Raw genomic sequence first — 15,107 nt, forward strand, 5'->3', positions numbered from 1 at the left:
CTCTCGGCCGCCCCGCGCGTCACAGGTCACATGACACTGACGCAGGGAAATCAGCCGCCCGGTGCGATACGGCTCGGTGCCGCGCTACTCGTCGGCGGGCTGCTGCTCACGGGGTGCGGGGGCGCCGGCGGTTCGGCCGACGAATCGGGCCACAAGTCGAGCCGCGGCTCGGCCGACGAACCGGCGGTGCCTTCGGGCCCCGATGTCCTGGCGCCCGAAGGGACGCCCGAAGGGACGGCCGAAGGGGCGGCCGGGGAGGACCGGCGCTCCACGTTCGCCCTGGACGTGGACACCGCCTCGTACGGGTACGCGCGCCGCAGCCTGGGCGAGGGACGGCTGCCGGAGCCGGGGACCGTGCGGCCCGAGGAGTTCGTCAACAGCTTCCGCCAGGACTATCCGCGCCCCGAGGGCAACGGCTTCTCAGTGACGGTGGACGGCGCCCGTACCGGCGGGGACGGTTGGCGGCTGATGCGGGTGGGCCTCGCCACGGCGCGGCCCCCGGCCGAGGGCGAACGGCCGCCCGCGGCCCTGACGTTCGTCGTCGACATCTCCGGCTCCATGGCGGAACCGGGCCGCCTGGACCTGGTACGGGAATCGCTGACGACGCTCACCGGACGGCTCCGCGCGGACGACTCCATCGCGCTGGTCACCTTCAGCGACGAGGCGCGGACGGTCCTCCCGATGACCCGCCTGGGGCCACCGGGCGGGGAGCACCGCGACCGGGTCCGCGGCGCCGTCGACACCCTCGAACCCACCGACTCCACGAACCTGGAGGCGGGCGTGGAGACGGGCTACGCCACGGCCGTCGAGGGGGTGCGGGCCGGCGCCACGAACCGCGTCGTCCTGCTCTCCGACGCACTCGCCAACACCGGCGCCACCTCGGCCGACACGATCCTCGAACGCATCGCGGACGCCCGCCGCGAGCACGGCATCACGCTCTTCGGCGTGGGCGTGGGCAGCGACTACGGCGACGCGCTGATGGAACGCCTCGCCGACAAGGGCGACGGCCACACCACGTACGTCTCCAGCGCCGCGGACGCCCGCAAGGTCTTCGTCCAACAGCTCCCGGCCCACGTCCAGTTGAGGGCTCGGGAAGCCAAGGCGCAGGTGGAGTTCGACGCGGACACGGTCGTCGAGCACCGTCTCCTCGGTTACGAAAACCGGCGCGTCGCCGACGACGACTTCCGTGCGGACAGCGTCGACGGCGGCGAGGTCGGGCCCGGCCACACGGTGACGGCCCTCTACGCGGTCAGGCTCCGCGACGGCGCCGAGGGCGAGGTCGCCGAGGCGACCGTCCGCTGGCTCGCCCCGGCGACCCGGGCCCCGCGAGAGGCCTCCGGCCGGGTGACCGTGTCCGACCTCGACGGTGAGCTGTGGTCGTCCGACACCACGCCCCGCCTGCGCGTCGCCGCGGTGGCCGGCTACTTCGCCGACCGGCTGGGCGGCACGGCCGAACGACGCGGGTTCCCCGGCACGCCCACGCTGCCGCAACTCTCCGATCACGTGCAGCAGTTGGTGCCGGTGACGGAGGACGCGGACGTGCGGAGGCTGCGCGAGGCGATCCGGGAGGCGATGCGGCTCGGCGTCCGCCAATAGAGGCTGATGTGGCCTATCGGATCTGGCGCCCGGATATCGCTCGCGCGATCACGAGGCGCTGGATCTCGCTCGTGCCCTCGAAGATCGTGTAGATCTTCGCGTCCCGGTACATCCGCTCCACCGGGTGTTCCCGGCTGTAGCCGGCCCCGCCGAGCACCTGGATCGCCTTCTCGCTCGCCGCGACGGCCAGTTCGCCCGCGCGCAGCTTGGACATGGAGCCCTGGCCCGCGTCGAAGACCTTGTCGTTGCGGGCCATCCAGGACGCCTGCCAGATGAGGAGGCGGCAGGCCTCGATCTCCGTCCGCAGATCCGCCAGCGCGAACGCGATCGCCTGGTTCTCGATGATGGGGCGGCCGAAGGCCTCCCGGTCGCCCGCGTATTCCAGTGCGTACTCGTACGCGGCGCGCGCGATCCCGAGCGCCTGTGCGCCCACCGTCGGACGGCTGACCTCGAAGGTCGACATCGCGGCCTGGCCCCGGGAGCGCGACGTCCCCTCGCGGGCCCGCGCGAGCCGCGCGTCCAGCTTCTCCTTGCCTCCGAGCAGGCAGTGGCCGGGGACCCGGACGTCGTCGAGGAAGACGTCGGCCGTGTGGGAGGCGCGCAGGCCCAACTTCTTTATCTTCTTGGCGCCTTCGAGGCCCGGCGTCCCCGGCGGCACGATGAACGCCGCCTGGCCGCGCGAGCCGAGCTCCGGGTCGACGGAGGCGACCACGACGTGCACGTTCGCGATGCCGCCGTTGGTGATCCAGGCCTTCTGGCCGTTGAGGACCCACTCGTCCTTCGCCTCGTCGTAGCGCGCCCGCGTGCGCATCGCCGCGACGTCCGAACCCGCCTGCGGTTCCGAGACGCAGAACGCCGCGACCTTGGGGTCGTCCTCGTCGCCGTAGCACTGCGGCACCCACTCGGCGAGCTGGTCGGGCGTGCCGGAGGAGAAGATCCCGGCGACCGCGAGCGAGGTGCCGAAGAGGGCCATGCCGATGCCGGCGTCGCCCCAGAACAGCTCCTCGTTGGCGATCTGCAGCGAGATGCCGCTCGGGTCGCCGAACATCTCGGCCAGGGACTCGAAGCCGTAGAGGCCGATCTTCGCCGCCTCCTGGATCACCGGCCAGGGCGTCTCCTCGCGCTCGTCCCATTCGGCGGCCGCGGGGCGGACGACGTCGGCGGCGAAGCCGTGCACCCAGTCCCGCAGATCGCGCTGTTCCTCGCCCAGTTCAAGGGAGAAAGCCATGACGGTCGGACTCCTTTCCCTTACGCCTTGGGGATGTCGAAGTAGCGGGTCAGGCCGGAGGCGAGGGCCACATCGCCCGCGATCTTGACCTTGCGCATCATGAACATCGTGACGGGCGAGGAGTTGCCCGAGACCAGCTTGAGGAAGTCGGCGTCGCCCATGATCAGCGTGACGCGCGGCTCGGTGTCCGAGCGGCCCTCGGTGACCGTGCAGGTGCCACCCGAGATCTTGGTCTCGTAGACCGCTTCCGGGACTTCTTCCTGGCCGGTCACCTTCCAGCGGATGAGGGCTTCGAGAGACCCGGCGACGTCCGGCTTGAACTGCCGCTCCATGCGCCCGAAGACCTCCTTGAGGACGCGGGTGCGCAGCTCCTCGTCCCGCGCGATCTGGTTGATCTCCTTCGCGGAAAGCCCCTTCACGATCCGCGCGAACTCCTCGGGCGTGACGCTCGCGAAGTCGAGCGCCGCGATCTCCTCGGCACCGCTCATGGGCGCACTCTCCTTGTTTCTTGTCTCGACTTGCCGCTTACGGCGACCTTACCGCTTAGTAAGTTTACTGATTGGTAAGGTTACGGCGACGTAGATAGGCTGACAAGGGTGACGGGCACATCGGGAGCGGCTCAAGGGCGTACGGCGGCGCGCAGGAAGCGCATGCCGCGCCGGATGCGCGAGCAGCAGATCATCGACGTGGGCGTGCGCGTCTTCGCCAAGCGTGGCTACCACGCGGCGTCCGTGGACGAGATCGCCGAACTCGCCGGAATCTCCAAGCCGATGGTGTATCTGTACCTGGACTCCAAGGAAGGGCTGTTCCTGGCCTGTTTGCGGCGCGAGGCCGCGCGGCTCGTCGCCGCGTTCCAAGAGGCCGCACGGGGCGCGGGGGCCGCGCCCGAACTGAGGCTGCATGCCGGGCTCTCGGCGTTCTTCGCGTTCGTCGCCGAGCACCGCGACAGCTGGGTCGTGCTGCACCGGCAGGCCTCCGAGCTGAGCGAGGCGATCGCCGCGGCCGTGGCCGACGCGCGGATCGCGATCATGGCCGAGGTGGCGGGGCTCATCAGGGACGGCATCTCGGACAGCGGCCGCGGCTCCCAACTGGGCGACGAGGACGCCGACTTCGTCGCGCACGCCCTCGTGGGCGCCGCCGACTCGCTCACCGACTGGATGGAGCGCCACCCCGGCCAGTCCCCGGAGGGCATCACGCTGCGCCTGATGAACATGGTGTGGGTGGGAATGCGGGACGTGCTCGACGGCGAGGTCTGGGCGCCGTAACCGGCGAATCGCCGGCGGTGGTCGCGGATTCGTACGTGACCATTGAATTTTCCTTACGCGTAGGTAAGTTGACTCCCCAGTAAGTACGAGTCGGGCAGCCGCGCACACGGGAGCCGTCATGGGCGTACGCAAGGATCTGAAGCGGGCCGGGGCCCGCCGCGACCTGGCCGATCGCGTCAAGGTCGAACTGGTCAGGGACGAGAACGGGGCCGTGCGCGAGGCGCGCGTCGCGGCGCTCGCCGAGCCGCCGAAGGACGGGTCCACGCCCGCCGACATCCCGTATCGCAACGCCGAGGACGAGCCGGACGCCGTCGTCGTACGGCGCAAGGAGGCGGGGGAGTGGCGGCCGGTCACCGCCGCCGCGTTCGCCCGTGAAGTCACCGCCACCGCGAAGGGGTTGATCGCGGCGGGGCTCGAACCGGGCGGCCGCGTCGCCCTGATGTCGCGCACCCGCTACGAGTGGCAGGTGCTCGACTTCGCGATCTGGGCCGCCGGCGGGCAGACCGTGCCCATCTACGCGACGTCCTCGCCCGAGCAGATCGAGTGGATCGTGCGGGACTCCGGCGCGACGACGCTGATCGTCGAGACGCCGGAGAACGCCGTCGCGGCCGCCGAGGCCGTCGCCGCAATGCCCGAGGCCGACCGCCCCGGCATCCGCCGGATCACGCCGACATCAGCCGCTGCCGCGGCGGGGGGCGCCGTGCTCGAACTCGCCGCCCTGGGCGCCGATGTGGCCGACGAGGAGGTCGTCAAGCGCCGCGCCGCGCTCACCCCCGACACCATCGCGACCGTCTGCTACACCTCCGGTACCACCGGCCGGCCCAAGGGCTGCGTCCTCACGCACGGCAACCTGTACGCGGAGGCCGCGAACACCGTCGAGCTGCTGCACCCGATCTTCAAGGCGATCACCGGGCAGTCCGCGTCGACGCTGCTGTTCCTGCCGCTCGCGCACATCCTCGGCCGGACGATCCAGGTGGCGTGCATGCTCGCCAGGATCGAGCTCGGGCACTGCCCGAGCATCAAGCCCGACGAGCTGCGGCCCGAACTGCGCTCGTTCCGGCCGACGTTCGTGGTCGGCGTGCCCTACCTCTTCGAGAAGATCCACGACACCGGACGCGCGACGGCCGAGAAGCTCGGGCGCGGTTCGTCCTTCGACCGCGCCGACCGGATCGCGGTGCGCTACGCCGAGGCGCATCTGGAGCGGTTCCTGAACGGGGGCAAGGGCCCCGGGCCCGGCCTGACCCTCGCCGCCGGGCTCTACGACCTGCTCGTCTACCGGCGCGTGCGCAAGGAACTCGGCGGCCGGCTCCGGTACGCGATCAGCGGCGGCTCACCCCTGGACCGCAATCTGAACCTGTTCTTCTACGCCGCCGGGGTCATGATCTACGAGGGCTACGGTCTCACCGAGACCACGGCCGCCGCCACGATCACCCCGCCGCTGCGGCCCCGCCCCGGCACCGTGGGCCTGCCCGTGCCCGGCAGCGCCATCCGGATCGCGGACGACGGCGAGGTGCTCGTCAAGGGCGGCATCGTCTTCGGCGCGTACTGGAACAACCAGGCCGCGACCGATCAAGTCCTGGACGTGGACGGGTGGTTCGCGACCGGCGACCTCGGAGAGCTGGACGACGACGGCTACCTGAGGATCACCGGGCGCAAGAAGGACATCCTCGTCACCAGCGGCGGCAAGAACGTCTCGCCCGCCGTCCTGGAGGACCGGCTGCGCAGCCGCTCGCCCATCGGCCAGTGCATCGTCGTCGGCGACAACCGCTCCTACATCGGCGCCGTGATCACCCTGGAGCCGGAGTCCGTCGCGCACTGGCTGAGCGTGTGCAAGATGCCCGCCGACACCCCGATGTCCGAGGTGATCAGCGACCCCAGGATCGTCGCGGACGTCCAGAAGGCCGTCGACTACGCCAACGAGGCCGTCTCCCGCGCCGAGTCCATCCGTAAATTCACGCTGGTGGAGGGCGAGTTCAGTGAGGAGAACGGGCTCCTCACGCCCTCTCTGAAGATCAAGCGGGCGGCCGTCCTCGCCCAGTACGAGCGCGAGATCGGGGAGCTCTACGGTGACTGAGGCCGCGACCACAGTGACGTACGACTATGACGTCCTCGTCGTCGGCTCCGGCTTCGGTGGCTCCGTCTCCGCGCTCCGGCTGACCGAAAAGGGCTACCGGGTGGGCGTGCTGGAGGCCGGACGGCGCTACTCGCGGGACACGCTTCCCCGTACGTCGCTGAAGCTGCGCGACTACCTGTGGGCGCCGCGCCTCGGGATGTACGGGATCCAGCGCATCCATCTGATGAAGAACGTGATGGTGCTCGCGGGGGCCGGTGTGGGTGGCGGTTCGCTCAACTACGCCAACACCCTGTACGTCCCTCCGCCCGCCTTCTTCCGCGACCGGCAGTGGGGGCACATCACCGACTGGCAGGCCGAGCTCGCGCCCTACTACGAGCAGGCGCGGCGGATGCTCGGCGTGCGCACCAACCCGACCGTCACCGAGGCCGACGAGCTGCTGCGGGACGCGGCCGCGCGGATGGGCGCCGGGGACACCTTCCGGCTCACGCCCGTGGGCGTCTTCTTCGGCGACGGGCAGGACGCCGACGGGGCGACGACGGGCAAGGCGGGCGCGGAGGTCCCCGACCCCTACTTCGGCGGCGCGGGACCGGCCCGCGCCGCCTGCACCGAGTGCGGCTCCTGCATGACCGGCTGCCGCGTCGGCGCGAAGAACAGCCTCACCGAGAACTATCTGCACCTCGCCGAACGGGCCGGCGCCGAGGTCCGGGCCATGACGACCGTGACGAGCGTGCGGGAACTCGCCGACGGCGCGGGCTTCGAGGTCACGACCGTGCCCACCGACAAGCGGCGCCGCGGCCGCCGCACCGTGCTGCGCGCCCGTCGCGTCGTCCTGGCCGCGGGCACGTACGGCACCCAGACCCTGCTCCACCGCATGCGCGACGACGGCGTCCTGCCGCGCCTGTCGCGCCGCCTCGGCGAACTCACCCGCACCAACTCCGAGTCCCTGGTGGGCGCCCTGACCTGGCCGCGCCGCTACGGCCGCCCGGACATCGACTTCACGCGCGGCGTCGCCATCACCTCGTCCGTGCACCCCAACGCGAACACCCACATCGAGAACGTCCGCTACGGCAAGGGCTCCAACCTCATGGCCCTGATCTGCGTGCCCCAGTACAAGCAGAATCTGCCGAAGCCGGTCGCCGCCGCGCTCGCGTTCCTCTCCCACCCGGTCCTCGTCGCCCGGACCGTGGCCCTGCGGCGCTGGTCGGAGCGGACCATCATCGGACTCGTCATGCAGACCCACGACAACTCGCTGACGACGAGCCTCGACCGGCGCGGACTGCTCACCGCCGAGCAGGGGCACGGGAGCCCCAACCCCGTGCACATACCGGAGGGTTGGCGGGCGGCCGGGCTGATCGCCGAGTCCATCAACGGCTTCGCGGGGACCAACCTCGGCGAACTCATGGGCAAGCCGCTCACCGCGCACTTCCTGGGCGGCTGCCCGATCGGCGACAGCGCGGAGACCGGCGTGATCGACCCGTACCACCGGGTCTACGGCCACCCCGGCATCTCGGTCGTCGACGGCTCGGCGGTCTCCGCGAACCTCGGTGTGAACCCGTCCCTGACGATCACGGCGCAGGCCGAGCGGGCGATGTCGTACTGGCCGAACAAGGGGGAGACGGACGCGCGTCCCGAACAGGGGGCGGGCTACCGGGAGTTGAGGCCGGTCGCGCCGCGCAGCCCGGTCGTCCCGGCGGGGGCGTACGGGGAGCTGCGGCTGGAGTGACCCCCGAATGGCTCCGGGGTGACCCCACGCCCCACGCCCTCCCCAAATTCCGGCATTTTCCGCCTATTGCCGCATAACGTGAATGTGGCGAGGTCGTGTTCACGGGATTCGGGAGGGCCGATGGGTCAGCGGGACGAGGTCGTCGAGCGGGCGGGGTGGTCGCTGCCCGGCTGGCTGGGCGCGGCGGCCGGGGTGCTGGCGCTCGCGGGCGCGCTGTACGGATGCCGGCTGCTCGGCTGGATCCCGGACACGGTCACCGACTTCCTCGGGCCCGGCGCCCCGGCGCGGGGCGACGACGCCGTCCGGGCGGCGCGGGGCGCGTACGTTGCGGGCTGCGGGGTGCTCGCCGTGCTGGCCTTCGGCGGCCTGACCCGGTGCCGGTCGGGCGACGCGCTGGGGCTGAGCCTCTTCGGCCGCTACCGCGGCACCGTGCGGCGCACCGGCCTGCGCTGGGTCAACCCGCTCGTGCTGCGCCGCCGGATCGACGTACGGCTGCGGCACTGGCGCAGCGAGCCGCTGCCCGCGGTCGACGCGGACGGGATGGCGCTGCGCGTCGAGACCCTGGTGGTGTGGCGGGTGCGGGACACCGCGCGGGCCCTGTTCGCGGTGCAGGACCACGACGCCTATCTGCGCGGGCAGATCGAGGTGGCGCTCGCCCGGGTGTTCTCGCGGCTGGAGCCCGGGGCCTTCCACGAGTCCGCCCCGACGCTGCGCGACCCCGAGGCCGTCGGCGCCGAGCTGGCCCAGGTGCTGTCCGAGGAGTGCGCGGCGATCGGCGTCGAGGTGCTCGCGGTGCGCCCGACGCGCATCGAGTACGCGCCCGAGGTCGCCGACGCGATGCACCGCCGCCGGATCGCGGCGCTCGACGCCCGGCAGCGGGCGGGCGTGCTGACCAGCGTCGTCGACTCGGTGGAGGACACGCTCGAACGGCTGACGGGCCGCGGCCTCGTGGAGCTGGACGAGTACGAACGTAACGCGCTCGTACGGGACTTGACCGTGGCGTTCACGCGCGGGGACTCGGGAACGTGATGGTCGGGACGTGACTGTGGGGGCCCCGTCGCGGAGCCCCCACGGTGAACCGCCCGATCAGCGTTCGGTGTTGACGTCGTACAGCTTGCGCGACCAGACGTGGCCGACAAGGGCGATCGCGGCGCACCAGGCGAGCGAGATCCACCCGTCGTTCCCGATCGCGGAACCGGTGAGCAGCCCGCGCAGCGTCTCGGTCATCGGCGTGAACGGCTGGTGCTCGGCGAACCAGCGCAGGCCCGGCGCCATCGACTCGGCCGGCACGAACGCGGAGCCGAGGAACGGCAGGAACTGGATGAGCAGCGGCTTGTTGCTCGCCGACTCGACCGTCTTGGACTTGAGGCCGAGCGCCGCCGCGAGCCAGGTGATCGCGAACGTGATCGCGACGAGCAGCCCCGCCGCGGCCAGCCACTCGACCGGGTTCGCGTCGGGCCGGAAGCCGAGTGCGATGGCCACGGCCACGACCAGCACCAGGCTCACCGTCGTCGTGAGGACGCTGCCGATGACATGGCCCGTCATGAACGACGAGCGCGTGATGTTCATGGTGCGGAAGCGGTTGATGATGCCCTCGGTCATGTCCTGGCAGACCGCGATCGAGGTCGACATGGCCCCGGCGGCGACCCCCATGATCACGATTCCGGGTGTCAGGTACTCCAGATACGCGTCCCGGCCCGCGCCCCCCGACATCGAGTCCCCGAAGGCGAACACGAAGAGCACCAGCATCAGGATCGGCATCATGGACGCGCCGAGGGACACGGCCGGGTAGCGCAGGGCGTGCTTGATGTTGCGCCGCGTCATCGTCATCGAGTCGTGCACGGCGTACGTGAGGGTGCTCATCGCAGGGTCTCCTTGACGTGAAGCGGGTTGGCGTCGGTGCCGTCGCCGGTCAGGGCGAGGAACACGTCGTCGAGGTCGGGGGTGTGCACGGAGAAGTCGGCGGCCTGCACACCGGTGGCGTCCAGCCGGTCGAACAGGGCGCGCAGCGCGGCGAGGTCGCCGTCGCCCGCGATCCGCAGCGCGAGCTCCTGGTCGTCGCGGGCCGAGCCGGGGAAGGCCTCGGCCGCCCGCTCGTACTCGGCCCAGTCGTTGAACCGCAGCCGTACGTGGCTGCCGGGGATCTGTGCCTTGAGCTCGTCGGCGGTGCCCTCGGCGACGATCCGGCCACCGTCGAGCACGGCGATCCGGTCGGCCAACTGGTCGGCCTCTTCGAGGTACTGCGTGGTCAGGAAGACGGTGACACCGCCGGCGACGAGGTTGCGCACGGTGTCCCACATGGTGCGGCGGCTGCGCGGATCGAGCCCGGTCGTCGGCTCGTCGAGGAAGATCACCTGCGGGTCGCCGACGAGCGTCATCGCGAGGTCCAGGCGGCGCCGCATGCCACCGGAGAAGGTGGCCGCGCGGTTCCCTGCGACATCCGCGATGTCGAACCGCTCGAGCAGTTCCTTCGCCCGTTTCCTGCCCTCGCGCTTGCCGAGCCGCAGCAGGTCGGCCATGAGGAGCAGGTTCTCCTCGGCGGTGAGCATGTTGTCGAGCGCGGCGAACTGCCCGGTGACACCGATCGCGGCGCGGACGCCGTCCGGCGCTCCGGCGACGTCGTGCCCGGCGACCTGCGCCTGCCCGCCGTCCGCGTCGACGAGCGTGGACAGGATCCGCACGGTCGTCGTCTTCCCGGCCCCGTTCGGCCCGAGCAGGGCGAAGACCGAACCGGCGGGGATGCTCAGGTCGATGCCGTCGAGCACGGTCTTGTCGCCGTAGGACTTGCGCAGGCCGACGGTGGAGACGGCGAGCGGGACCCGTCCGGTCTCGCGGTGGGTGGATGTGGACATGACAGATGAAGGCATGGGGCCCTCCGGTGTGAGGGTGCGGGGTGATGGGTGTCCCGGCGAAGCTGAACGCCGGTGAAGTGCTGGGAGACGTACGGGAGTTGAGGTCGTACGGCTCAGTGCTTGGCGCGCCGGATGTCGATGTTGCCCCACTTGGTGCGGGCGCGGACCTTGACGGAGTCCTCGGACTCGGCCGGTGCCTCGGAGGCGGTGAGGGTGTTGCGGACCTGTCCGTTGTCGGCGTTGGCTTCGAGCCAGGCGGCGGTGCCCTCGCGGATGCCGACCTCGATGGCGCCGTAGCTGGTCTCCAACTGGACGGTGCCGCGGGCGACATCGGCCACCCGCAGGGCGCCGTGGGCGGTGGTGGCGACGACCGAGGCCTCGGCGCGCCCGATCTCGATGTCACCGTGGGCGCCGCTCACCCGCAGCTCGCCGGTCACGGCGTCGAGGATGGTGGTGCCGTGCGCGTTCTTCAGGACGGCGTGGCCGTCGACGACGCCGACCCGCAGGCTGCTGGAGCTGGTGGTGATCTCGGCCATGCCCTCGACCCGGTCCACGCGGACCGAACCGTGCGCCGCCTTCAGGTGCAGCGGGCCCGTGGTGTCGAGGCGGACATCGCCGCCCGAGGTCTTCACCCGGACCTTTCCGAGCCGGCCCTCGCCGAGCACCTGGGTCCAGGAGCCGGTCAGTTCGACGGACGAACCGGTGGGCAGCTCGACCGTCACGTGCACGATCCCGCTGGGGCCGATCATCCGGCGCTCCGTCGTCCTGACGGTGAGGACGCCGCCCGCGTACGTGACCTCGGTCTGCTCGGCGGCCCGTACGTCCTTGCCCCGCTTCGGGTTCCCGGGCTTCACCTCGACGACGGTGTCGGGGCGCTCGCTCGCGGTGAACTGGATGGAACCGGCGCCCACATGGGCGTTGACCGAAATGGCTTCGGGGGTCTCGTAAGTAGGCATGGCTGTCCCGTCCTCCTGGCTCGTTGGGGCGTCCCCGCTGATGGGACGTGGTGTGCCGGTCTCTGGCTGTGGTGCGGGTGGTGCGGTGGGACGGGGGCGCGGCTAGCGCACCCACCCCGTGAAGCTCTGTCCGACGGTGCGGCTCTTCTCTGTCGTACGGGGCCCGGCGCCGCCGTCGACCGCGGCGGACACCGCGCGCACCAGCCACGCGTTGACCGAGAGGCCCTCGCGGCTCGCGGCCTCCTCGGCGCGGGCCTTGAGGTGGGCCGGCAGGCGCAGATTGACGCGGGCGGTGCCGCCTTCGTCGGTCTCGGGCGCGGGCGGCGCGGCGGGGGCCTGAACGGGCTCGGCGGGTCCTGCCGGGGTGTCGCGCGGCTGCGGTGTCACCACGAACTCGGGGTCGAGCCCCCGCAGCCGTACGTCGACCGAACCGGGCGCCAGGTCGCGGGTGATCTCGTCCATGGCGGCGGAGAGCACGTTGAGCATCGTGAGCCGGGTCGCCGACTCCAGTGGAGCGGTGAGCCGCTCGGCCAGCTCGCGTGCTTCGTCCCCGCCGGCTTCGGCGGCCACCGCGAGCTCGCGGTGCAGGGTGTCGACGTAGGGCGTGAGGTCCATGACGCCATAGTGGCACCACTATGGCGTCATGTGCAAGCACTTTGGCTCAGGGTGGCACCATGTGGCATCACGTGGCGCCACGGTGTGCCATGCGGTGCCGGCGTGCGGACCGTGCGCGGGTTGCATGTGAGGTGCGTGTGGATCAAGTGACTGCCGGGTGTGAACTACGTGCACACTGAACCGTTTTCGGCTGGGGTGCGTAGCCAACCAGTGACACGTTTATGCCGCACCTCTGAGGAAATTCATGACGCGCAGATGGGCGCTTATCAGCACGATCGCCGTATTGACCGCCGCGCTGGTCTTCGTCGGCGTCCAACTGGTGCGTGGCCAGGACTCCGGAAGCGAGCAGGCCGAGGCGAAACCGGCCGCGTCGTCCAGCCCGAGCGGCGACGCCGAATCGCTGGACGGCCTCGGATGGTGGCCGCTGCACCGGTCCGGCACCGCGAAGGTCGGTGAGCACGACGCCGTGTTCGGCGACGGTGTGGCGTGGACCGAAGGCCCCGAGGGCGGCGCCCTGCGACTGAACGGCACCAGCGGATACGCCGACACCAACACCCGCCTCGACACCGCGGGCGAGGACTACTCCGTCGCCGCGCGCGTGCGCCTCACCGACCAGGACCTGAAGGGCATGCACACGGCGCTGTCCCTGGACGGCGACAAGAACAGCGCGTTCTTCCTCCAGTACTCCGGCCAGGACCAGAACTTCGCCTTCAGTTTCCCCGGCGCCCGTACCGTCGCGGAGTCGTCGGAGGGGCCCAAGCCCGACCGCTGGTACCACCTGACCGGCACGTACAGTCAGAAGGACCACCGGATGCGGATCTATGTGGACGGCAAGCTCGCTGGAACCAGGGTTGCTTCCAGCGGCGTCAAGCCCACGGGCAGCGTGCTGATCGGCCGCGGCAAGTTCGGCGGAAAGGCCACCGACTACTGGAGCGGTGACATCGCCGACGTGCATGTCTACGACCGCGAGTTGACGTCCCGTGAGGTGAGCACGCTCTCCTCCCACGAACCGGGCTGACCGGCGCCCTCGCGCCGAACGTCACCGCCGCCGCCGCGGGCCGCCGTGCGCCACACGCGCGTACGGCTGCCTTCGGCGGTGCCTGCCGGTTTTTCCCGCACCCGGCGGAACCCGTCTTCCCCCACAGACGATCCGGAGAGGAAAGGCCCTTGTCGGCCAGTGCTTCGCCCGAAGACCGGATACCCGGCCCCCGCGCCGCTGACCTCCAGCCCGACGAATTCCTCAGAGCGCTCTACGAATTCCACGGAACCGCGCTCCTGCAGTTCGCCGCGCGGCGACTGGAGGGCGACTGGCACCGCGCCGAGGACATCCTTCAAGAAGTCGCCATACGCGCCTGGCGGCATGCCGCGGAACTCGACCCGACCGCGGACTCGGCGCGGCCCTGGCTGTTCACCGCGCTGCGCAACCTCGTCATCGACGGCCACCGGGCCCGCCAGGCGAGACCGCCGGAGACCGGCGACCCGGAACTCGCCCACCTGCCGGTGTCCGACAACGTGGACCACATCCTCACCACCCAGGTCCTCGTCGAGGCGCTGGGCGACCTGCGGCCGTCCCAGCGCGAGGTCCTGCTGCACGTCCACTACCTCGGACGCACCGTCAACCAGACGGCCCAGGTGCTCGGTGTGCCACCCGGCACCGTCAAGTCCCGCACGTACTACGCCGCGCGCGCCATGCGCGAGGCGCTGAACAGGCGCGGTCTGTACGCGCACGGCGTGGTGGACAGCGAGGCGGCGTGACACTCAGACGGCCAGCCGTCCCGCATGGCCGGTGATCTTCAGGCCGAGCGGACCGGTGTCGAGCGAACCGTCCGCGCCGATGCGCCAGCGCCACCCCGTGGGCGCCTCGCCGAGCACGAGGAGGGCGTCCTCGCGGCGCAGGCCGGAGAACACCTCCTCCCGGCGCGGGAGTTGAGTGGCGTCCACGACGAACAGGTGGGGCACCTCGCCCTGCACGGCCATCCGGCTGCTGCCCTCGATCAGCCGGAACACCTGCGTGACGTCGGCCGAACCGGCCGCCGGCACCCCCGCGTTCGCCGACGCCGCGCTGGCGAAGGCCTCCTCCAGGCTGGCCGCGCTGTGCAGCCGCGAGCTGCGCGTCTCGTCGCCGCTGAGGAGCCGGCCGTCGGCCAGCGAGCCCACCAGCGTGACCTGGGCGAGCGCCCCCACGGGGCCGGCGAGCGCCTCCAGGACGAGGGCCCGCACCATGCGGTGCACCTCGTCGTCCGGGCCCGTCACCGAGATGGGGCCCGCCGCGCGGGAGAGGTCGACGAGCACCCGGTCGGGGCCGTCGAGGCCCACCGTCACCGTCAGTGCGTACGGCAGGGCCGGTTCGCCGTCGGGGCCAGGGCGGTGCAGATCGTCGGGCGAGATCGACCAGCGCTCGCCGTCCTCCTCGGCCGTCCAGGGCGTGGGCGCGTCCTGCTGGGCGCCGGCGAGCAGCAGCCCGAGCCGCCGCTCCGAGTAGACGACGGCGTACAGATCGGGCAACGAGCGGCCGGAGCGCAGGCATTCGCCCGTCAGCCGGCGCAGGCCCGCGTCGACCACGTCGAGGGCGGCGCGGCTCGTGACGGCGGCCGAGGCCTTGACCGGCTTGGGCGGTCGGGCCCGCAGCTCCGTGACGATCAGCGCCGTCACCGCCGCGATCAGCGCAAGACCCAGCACCGCGGCCAGGACGTACCAGATCATCCACTGACTCCTTGTCACAAAACGGGAGCGGCACGGTCGCTGCGCCGTGCACCCGATGGCCACTACGGCGCCGGTCGGCGGATGGTTCACAGGAA

Annotated in this window: 14 protein-coding genes; 7 read left to right on the top strand and 7 right to left on the bottom strand. The window is 71.4% G+C overall.

The window, feature by feature from the left end; genetic code table 11:
• Positions 1-30: 30 nt before the first annotated feature.
• A complete protein-coding gene (locus ACOKM3_RS26550; protein WP_426903539.1) occupies positions 31-1,596 on the top strand; it encodes a vWA domain-containing protein in 1,566 nt (521 codons plus the stop codon).
• A gap of 13 nt (positions 1,597-1,609) precedes the next feature.
• Here the strand turns inward: ACOKM3_RS26550 and ACOKM3_RS26555 are convergent, their stop codons facing one another.
• Together ACOKM3_RS26555 and ACOKM3_RS26560 are read right to left on the bottom strand one after the other, a co-directional pair.
• On the bottom strand, positions 1,610-2,824 hold the full coding sequence (locus ACOKM3_RS26555) for an acyl-CoA dehydrogenase family protein (RefSeq protein WP_426903540.1): 1,215 nt from the start codon (positions 2,822-2,824) through the stop codon (positions 1,610-1,612).
• A gap of 20 nt (positions 2,825-2,844) precedes the next feature.
• A complete protein-coding gene (locus ACOKM3_RS26560; RefSeq protein WP_426903541.1) occupies positions 2,845-3,312 on the bottom strand; it encodes an SCP2 sterol-binding domain-containing protein in 468 nt (155 codons plus the stop codon).
• Positions 3,313-3,474: 162 nt separating this feature from the next.
• On the opposite strand from ACOKM3_RS26560, the gene ACOKM3_RS26565 reads away from it, so the two are divergent.
• The 4 genes from ACOKM3_RS26565 to ACOKM3_RS26580 all read left to right on the top strand — a co-directional run bounded on the left by ACOKM3_RS26565 (position 3,475) and on the right by ACOKM3_RS26580 (position 8,915).
• Positions 3,475-4,089 carry a TetR/AcrR family transcriptional regulator gene (locus ACOKM3_RS26565; RefSeq protein WP_426906906.1) on the top strand — a complete coding sequence of 205 codons (615 nt, stop codon included), beginning with the start codon at positions 3,475-3,477 and terminating at the stop codon, positions 4,087-4,089.
• 118 nt (positions 4,090-4,207) lie between these two features.
• A complete protein-coding gene (locus ACOKM3_RS26570; RefSeq protein ID WP_426903542.1) occupies positions 4,208-6,163 on the top strand; it encodes an AMP-dependent synthetase/ligase in 1,956 nt (651 codons plus the stop codon).
• Positions 6,156-7,886 carry an FAD-dependent oxidoreductase gene (locus ACOKM3_RS26575; protein ID WP_426903543.1) on the top strand — a complete coding sequence of 577 codons (1,731 nt, stop codon included), beginning with the start codon at positions 6,156-6,158 and terminating at the stop codon, positions 7,884-7,886. The genes ACOKM3_RS26570 and ACOKM3_RS26575 overlap by 8 nt, the downstream gene beginning before the upstream one ends.
• A gap of 120 nt (positions 7,887-8,006) precedes the next feature.
• Positions 8,007-8,915 carry an SPFH domain-containing protein gene (locus tag ACOKM3_RS26580; RefSeq protein ID WP_426903544.1) on the top strand — a complete coding sequence of 303 codons (909 nt, stop codon included), beginning with the start codon at positions 8,007-8,009 and terminating at the stop codon, positions 8,913-8,915.
• Positions 8,916-8,972: 57 nt separating this feature from the next.
• Here the strand turns inward: ACOKM3_RS26580 and ACOKM3_RS26585 are convergent, their stop codons facing one another.
• From ACOKM3_RS26585 to ACOKM3_RS26600, 4 genes are all read right to left on the bottom strand, one after another.
• Positions 8,973-9,749 (bottom strand): ABC transporter permease, encoded by a 777-nt coding sequence (locus tag ACOKM3_RS26585; protein WP_426903545.1) that lies wholly within the window; start codon positions 9,747-9,749, stop codon positions 8,973-8,975.
• Complete coding sequence (locus ACOKM3_RS26590; RefSeq protein WP_426903546.1) at positions 9,746-10,753, bottom strand: ATP-binding cassette domain-containing protein; 1,008 nt, start codon at positions 10,751-10,753, stop codon at positions 9,746-9,748. The genes ACOKM3_RS26585 and ACOKM3_RS26590 overlap by 4 nt, the downstream gene beginning before the upstream one ends.
• Positions 10,754-10,851: 98 nt before the next feature.
• Positions 10,852-11,694: a DUF4097 family beta strand repeat-containing protein gene (locus ACOKM3_RS26595; RefSeq protein WP_426903547.1), complete on the bottom strand. Its 843-nt coding sequence runs from the start codon at positions 11,692-11,694 to the stop codon at positions 10,852-10,854.
• A 102-nt stretch (positions 11,695-11,796) separates the two neighbouring features.
• The gene (locus ACOKM3_RS26600) at positions 11,797-12,309 is read right to left on the bottom strand and encodes a toxin-antitoxin system HicB family antitoxin (RefSeq protein WP_426903548.1); all 513 of its coding nucleotides are present in this window, start codon (positions 12,307-12,309) and stop codon (positions 11,797-11,799) included.
• A gap of 244 nt (positions 12,310-12,553) precedes the next feature.
• Between ACOKM3_RS26600 and ACOKM3_RS26605 the strand changes: the two genes are divergently transcribed.
• Together ACOKM3_RS26605 and ACOKM3_RS26610 are read left to right on the top strand one after the other, a co-directional pair.
• Complete coding sequence (locus ACOKM3_RS26605) at positions 12,554-13,327, top strand: LamG domain-containing protein (protein ID WP_426903549.1); 774 nt, start codon at positions 12,554-12,556, stop codon at positions 13,325-13,327.
• Between the two features lie 149 nt (positions 13,328-13,476).
• Positions 13,477-14,064: a sigma-70 family RNA polymerase sigma factor gene (locus ACOKM3_RS26610; RefSeq protein ID WP_426903550.1), complete on the top strand. Its 588-nt coding sequence runs from the start codon at positions 13,477-13,479 to the stop codon at positions 14,062-14,064.
• 3 nt (positions 14,065-14,067) lie between these two features.
• Here the strand turns inward: ACOKM3_RS26610 and ACOKM3_RS26615 are convergent, their stop codons facing one another.
• Positions 14,068-15,012: a hypothetical protein gene (locus ACOKM3_RS26615; RefSeq protein ID WP_426903551.1), complete on the bottom strand. Its 945-nt coding sequence runs from the start codon at positions 15,010-15,012 to the stop codon at positions 14,068-14,070.
• Positions 15,013-15,107: the final 95 nt, after the last annotated feature.

The organism is Streptomyces nidicola (genome assembly GCF_050106155.1).
Taxonomy (GTDB): Bacteria; Actinomycetota; Actinomycetes; order Streptomycetales; family Streptomycetaceae; genus Streptomyces.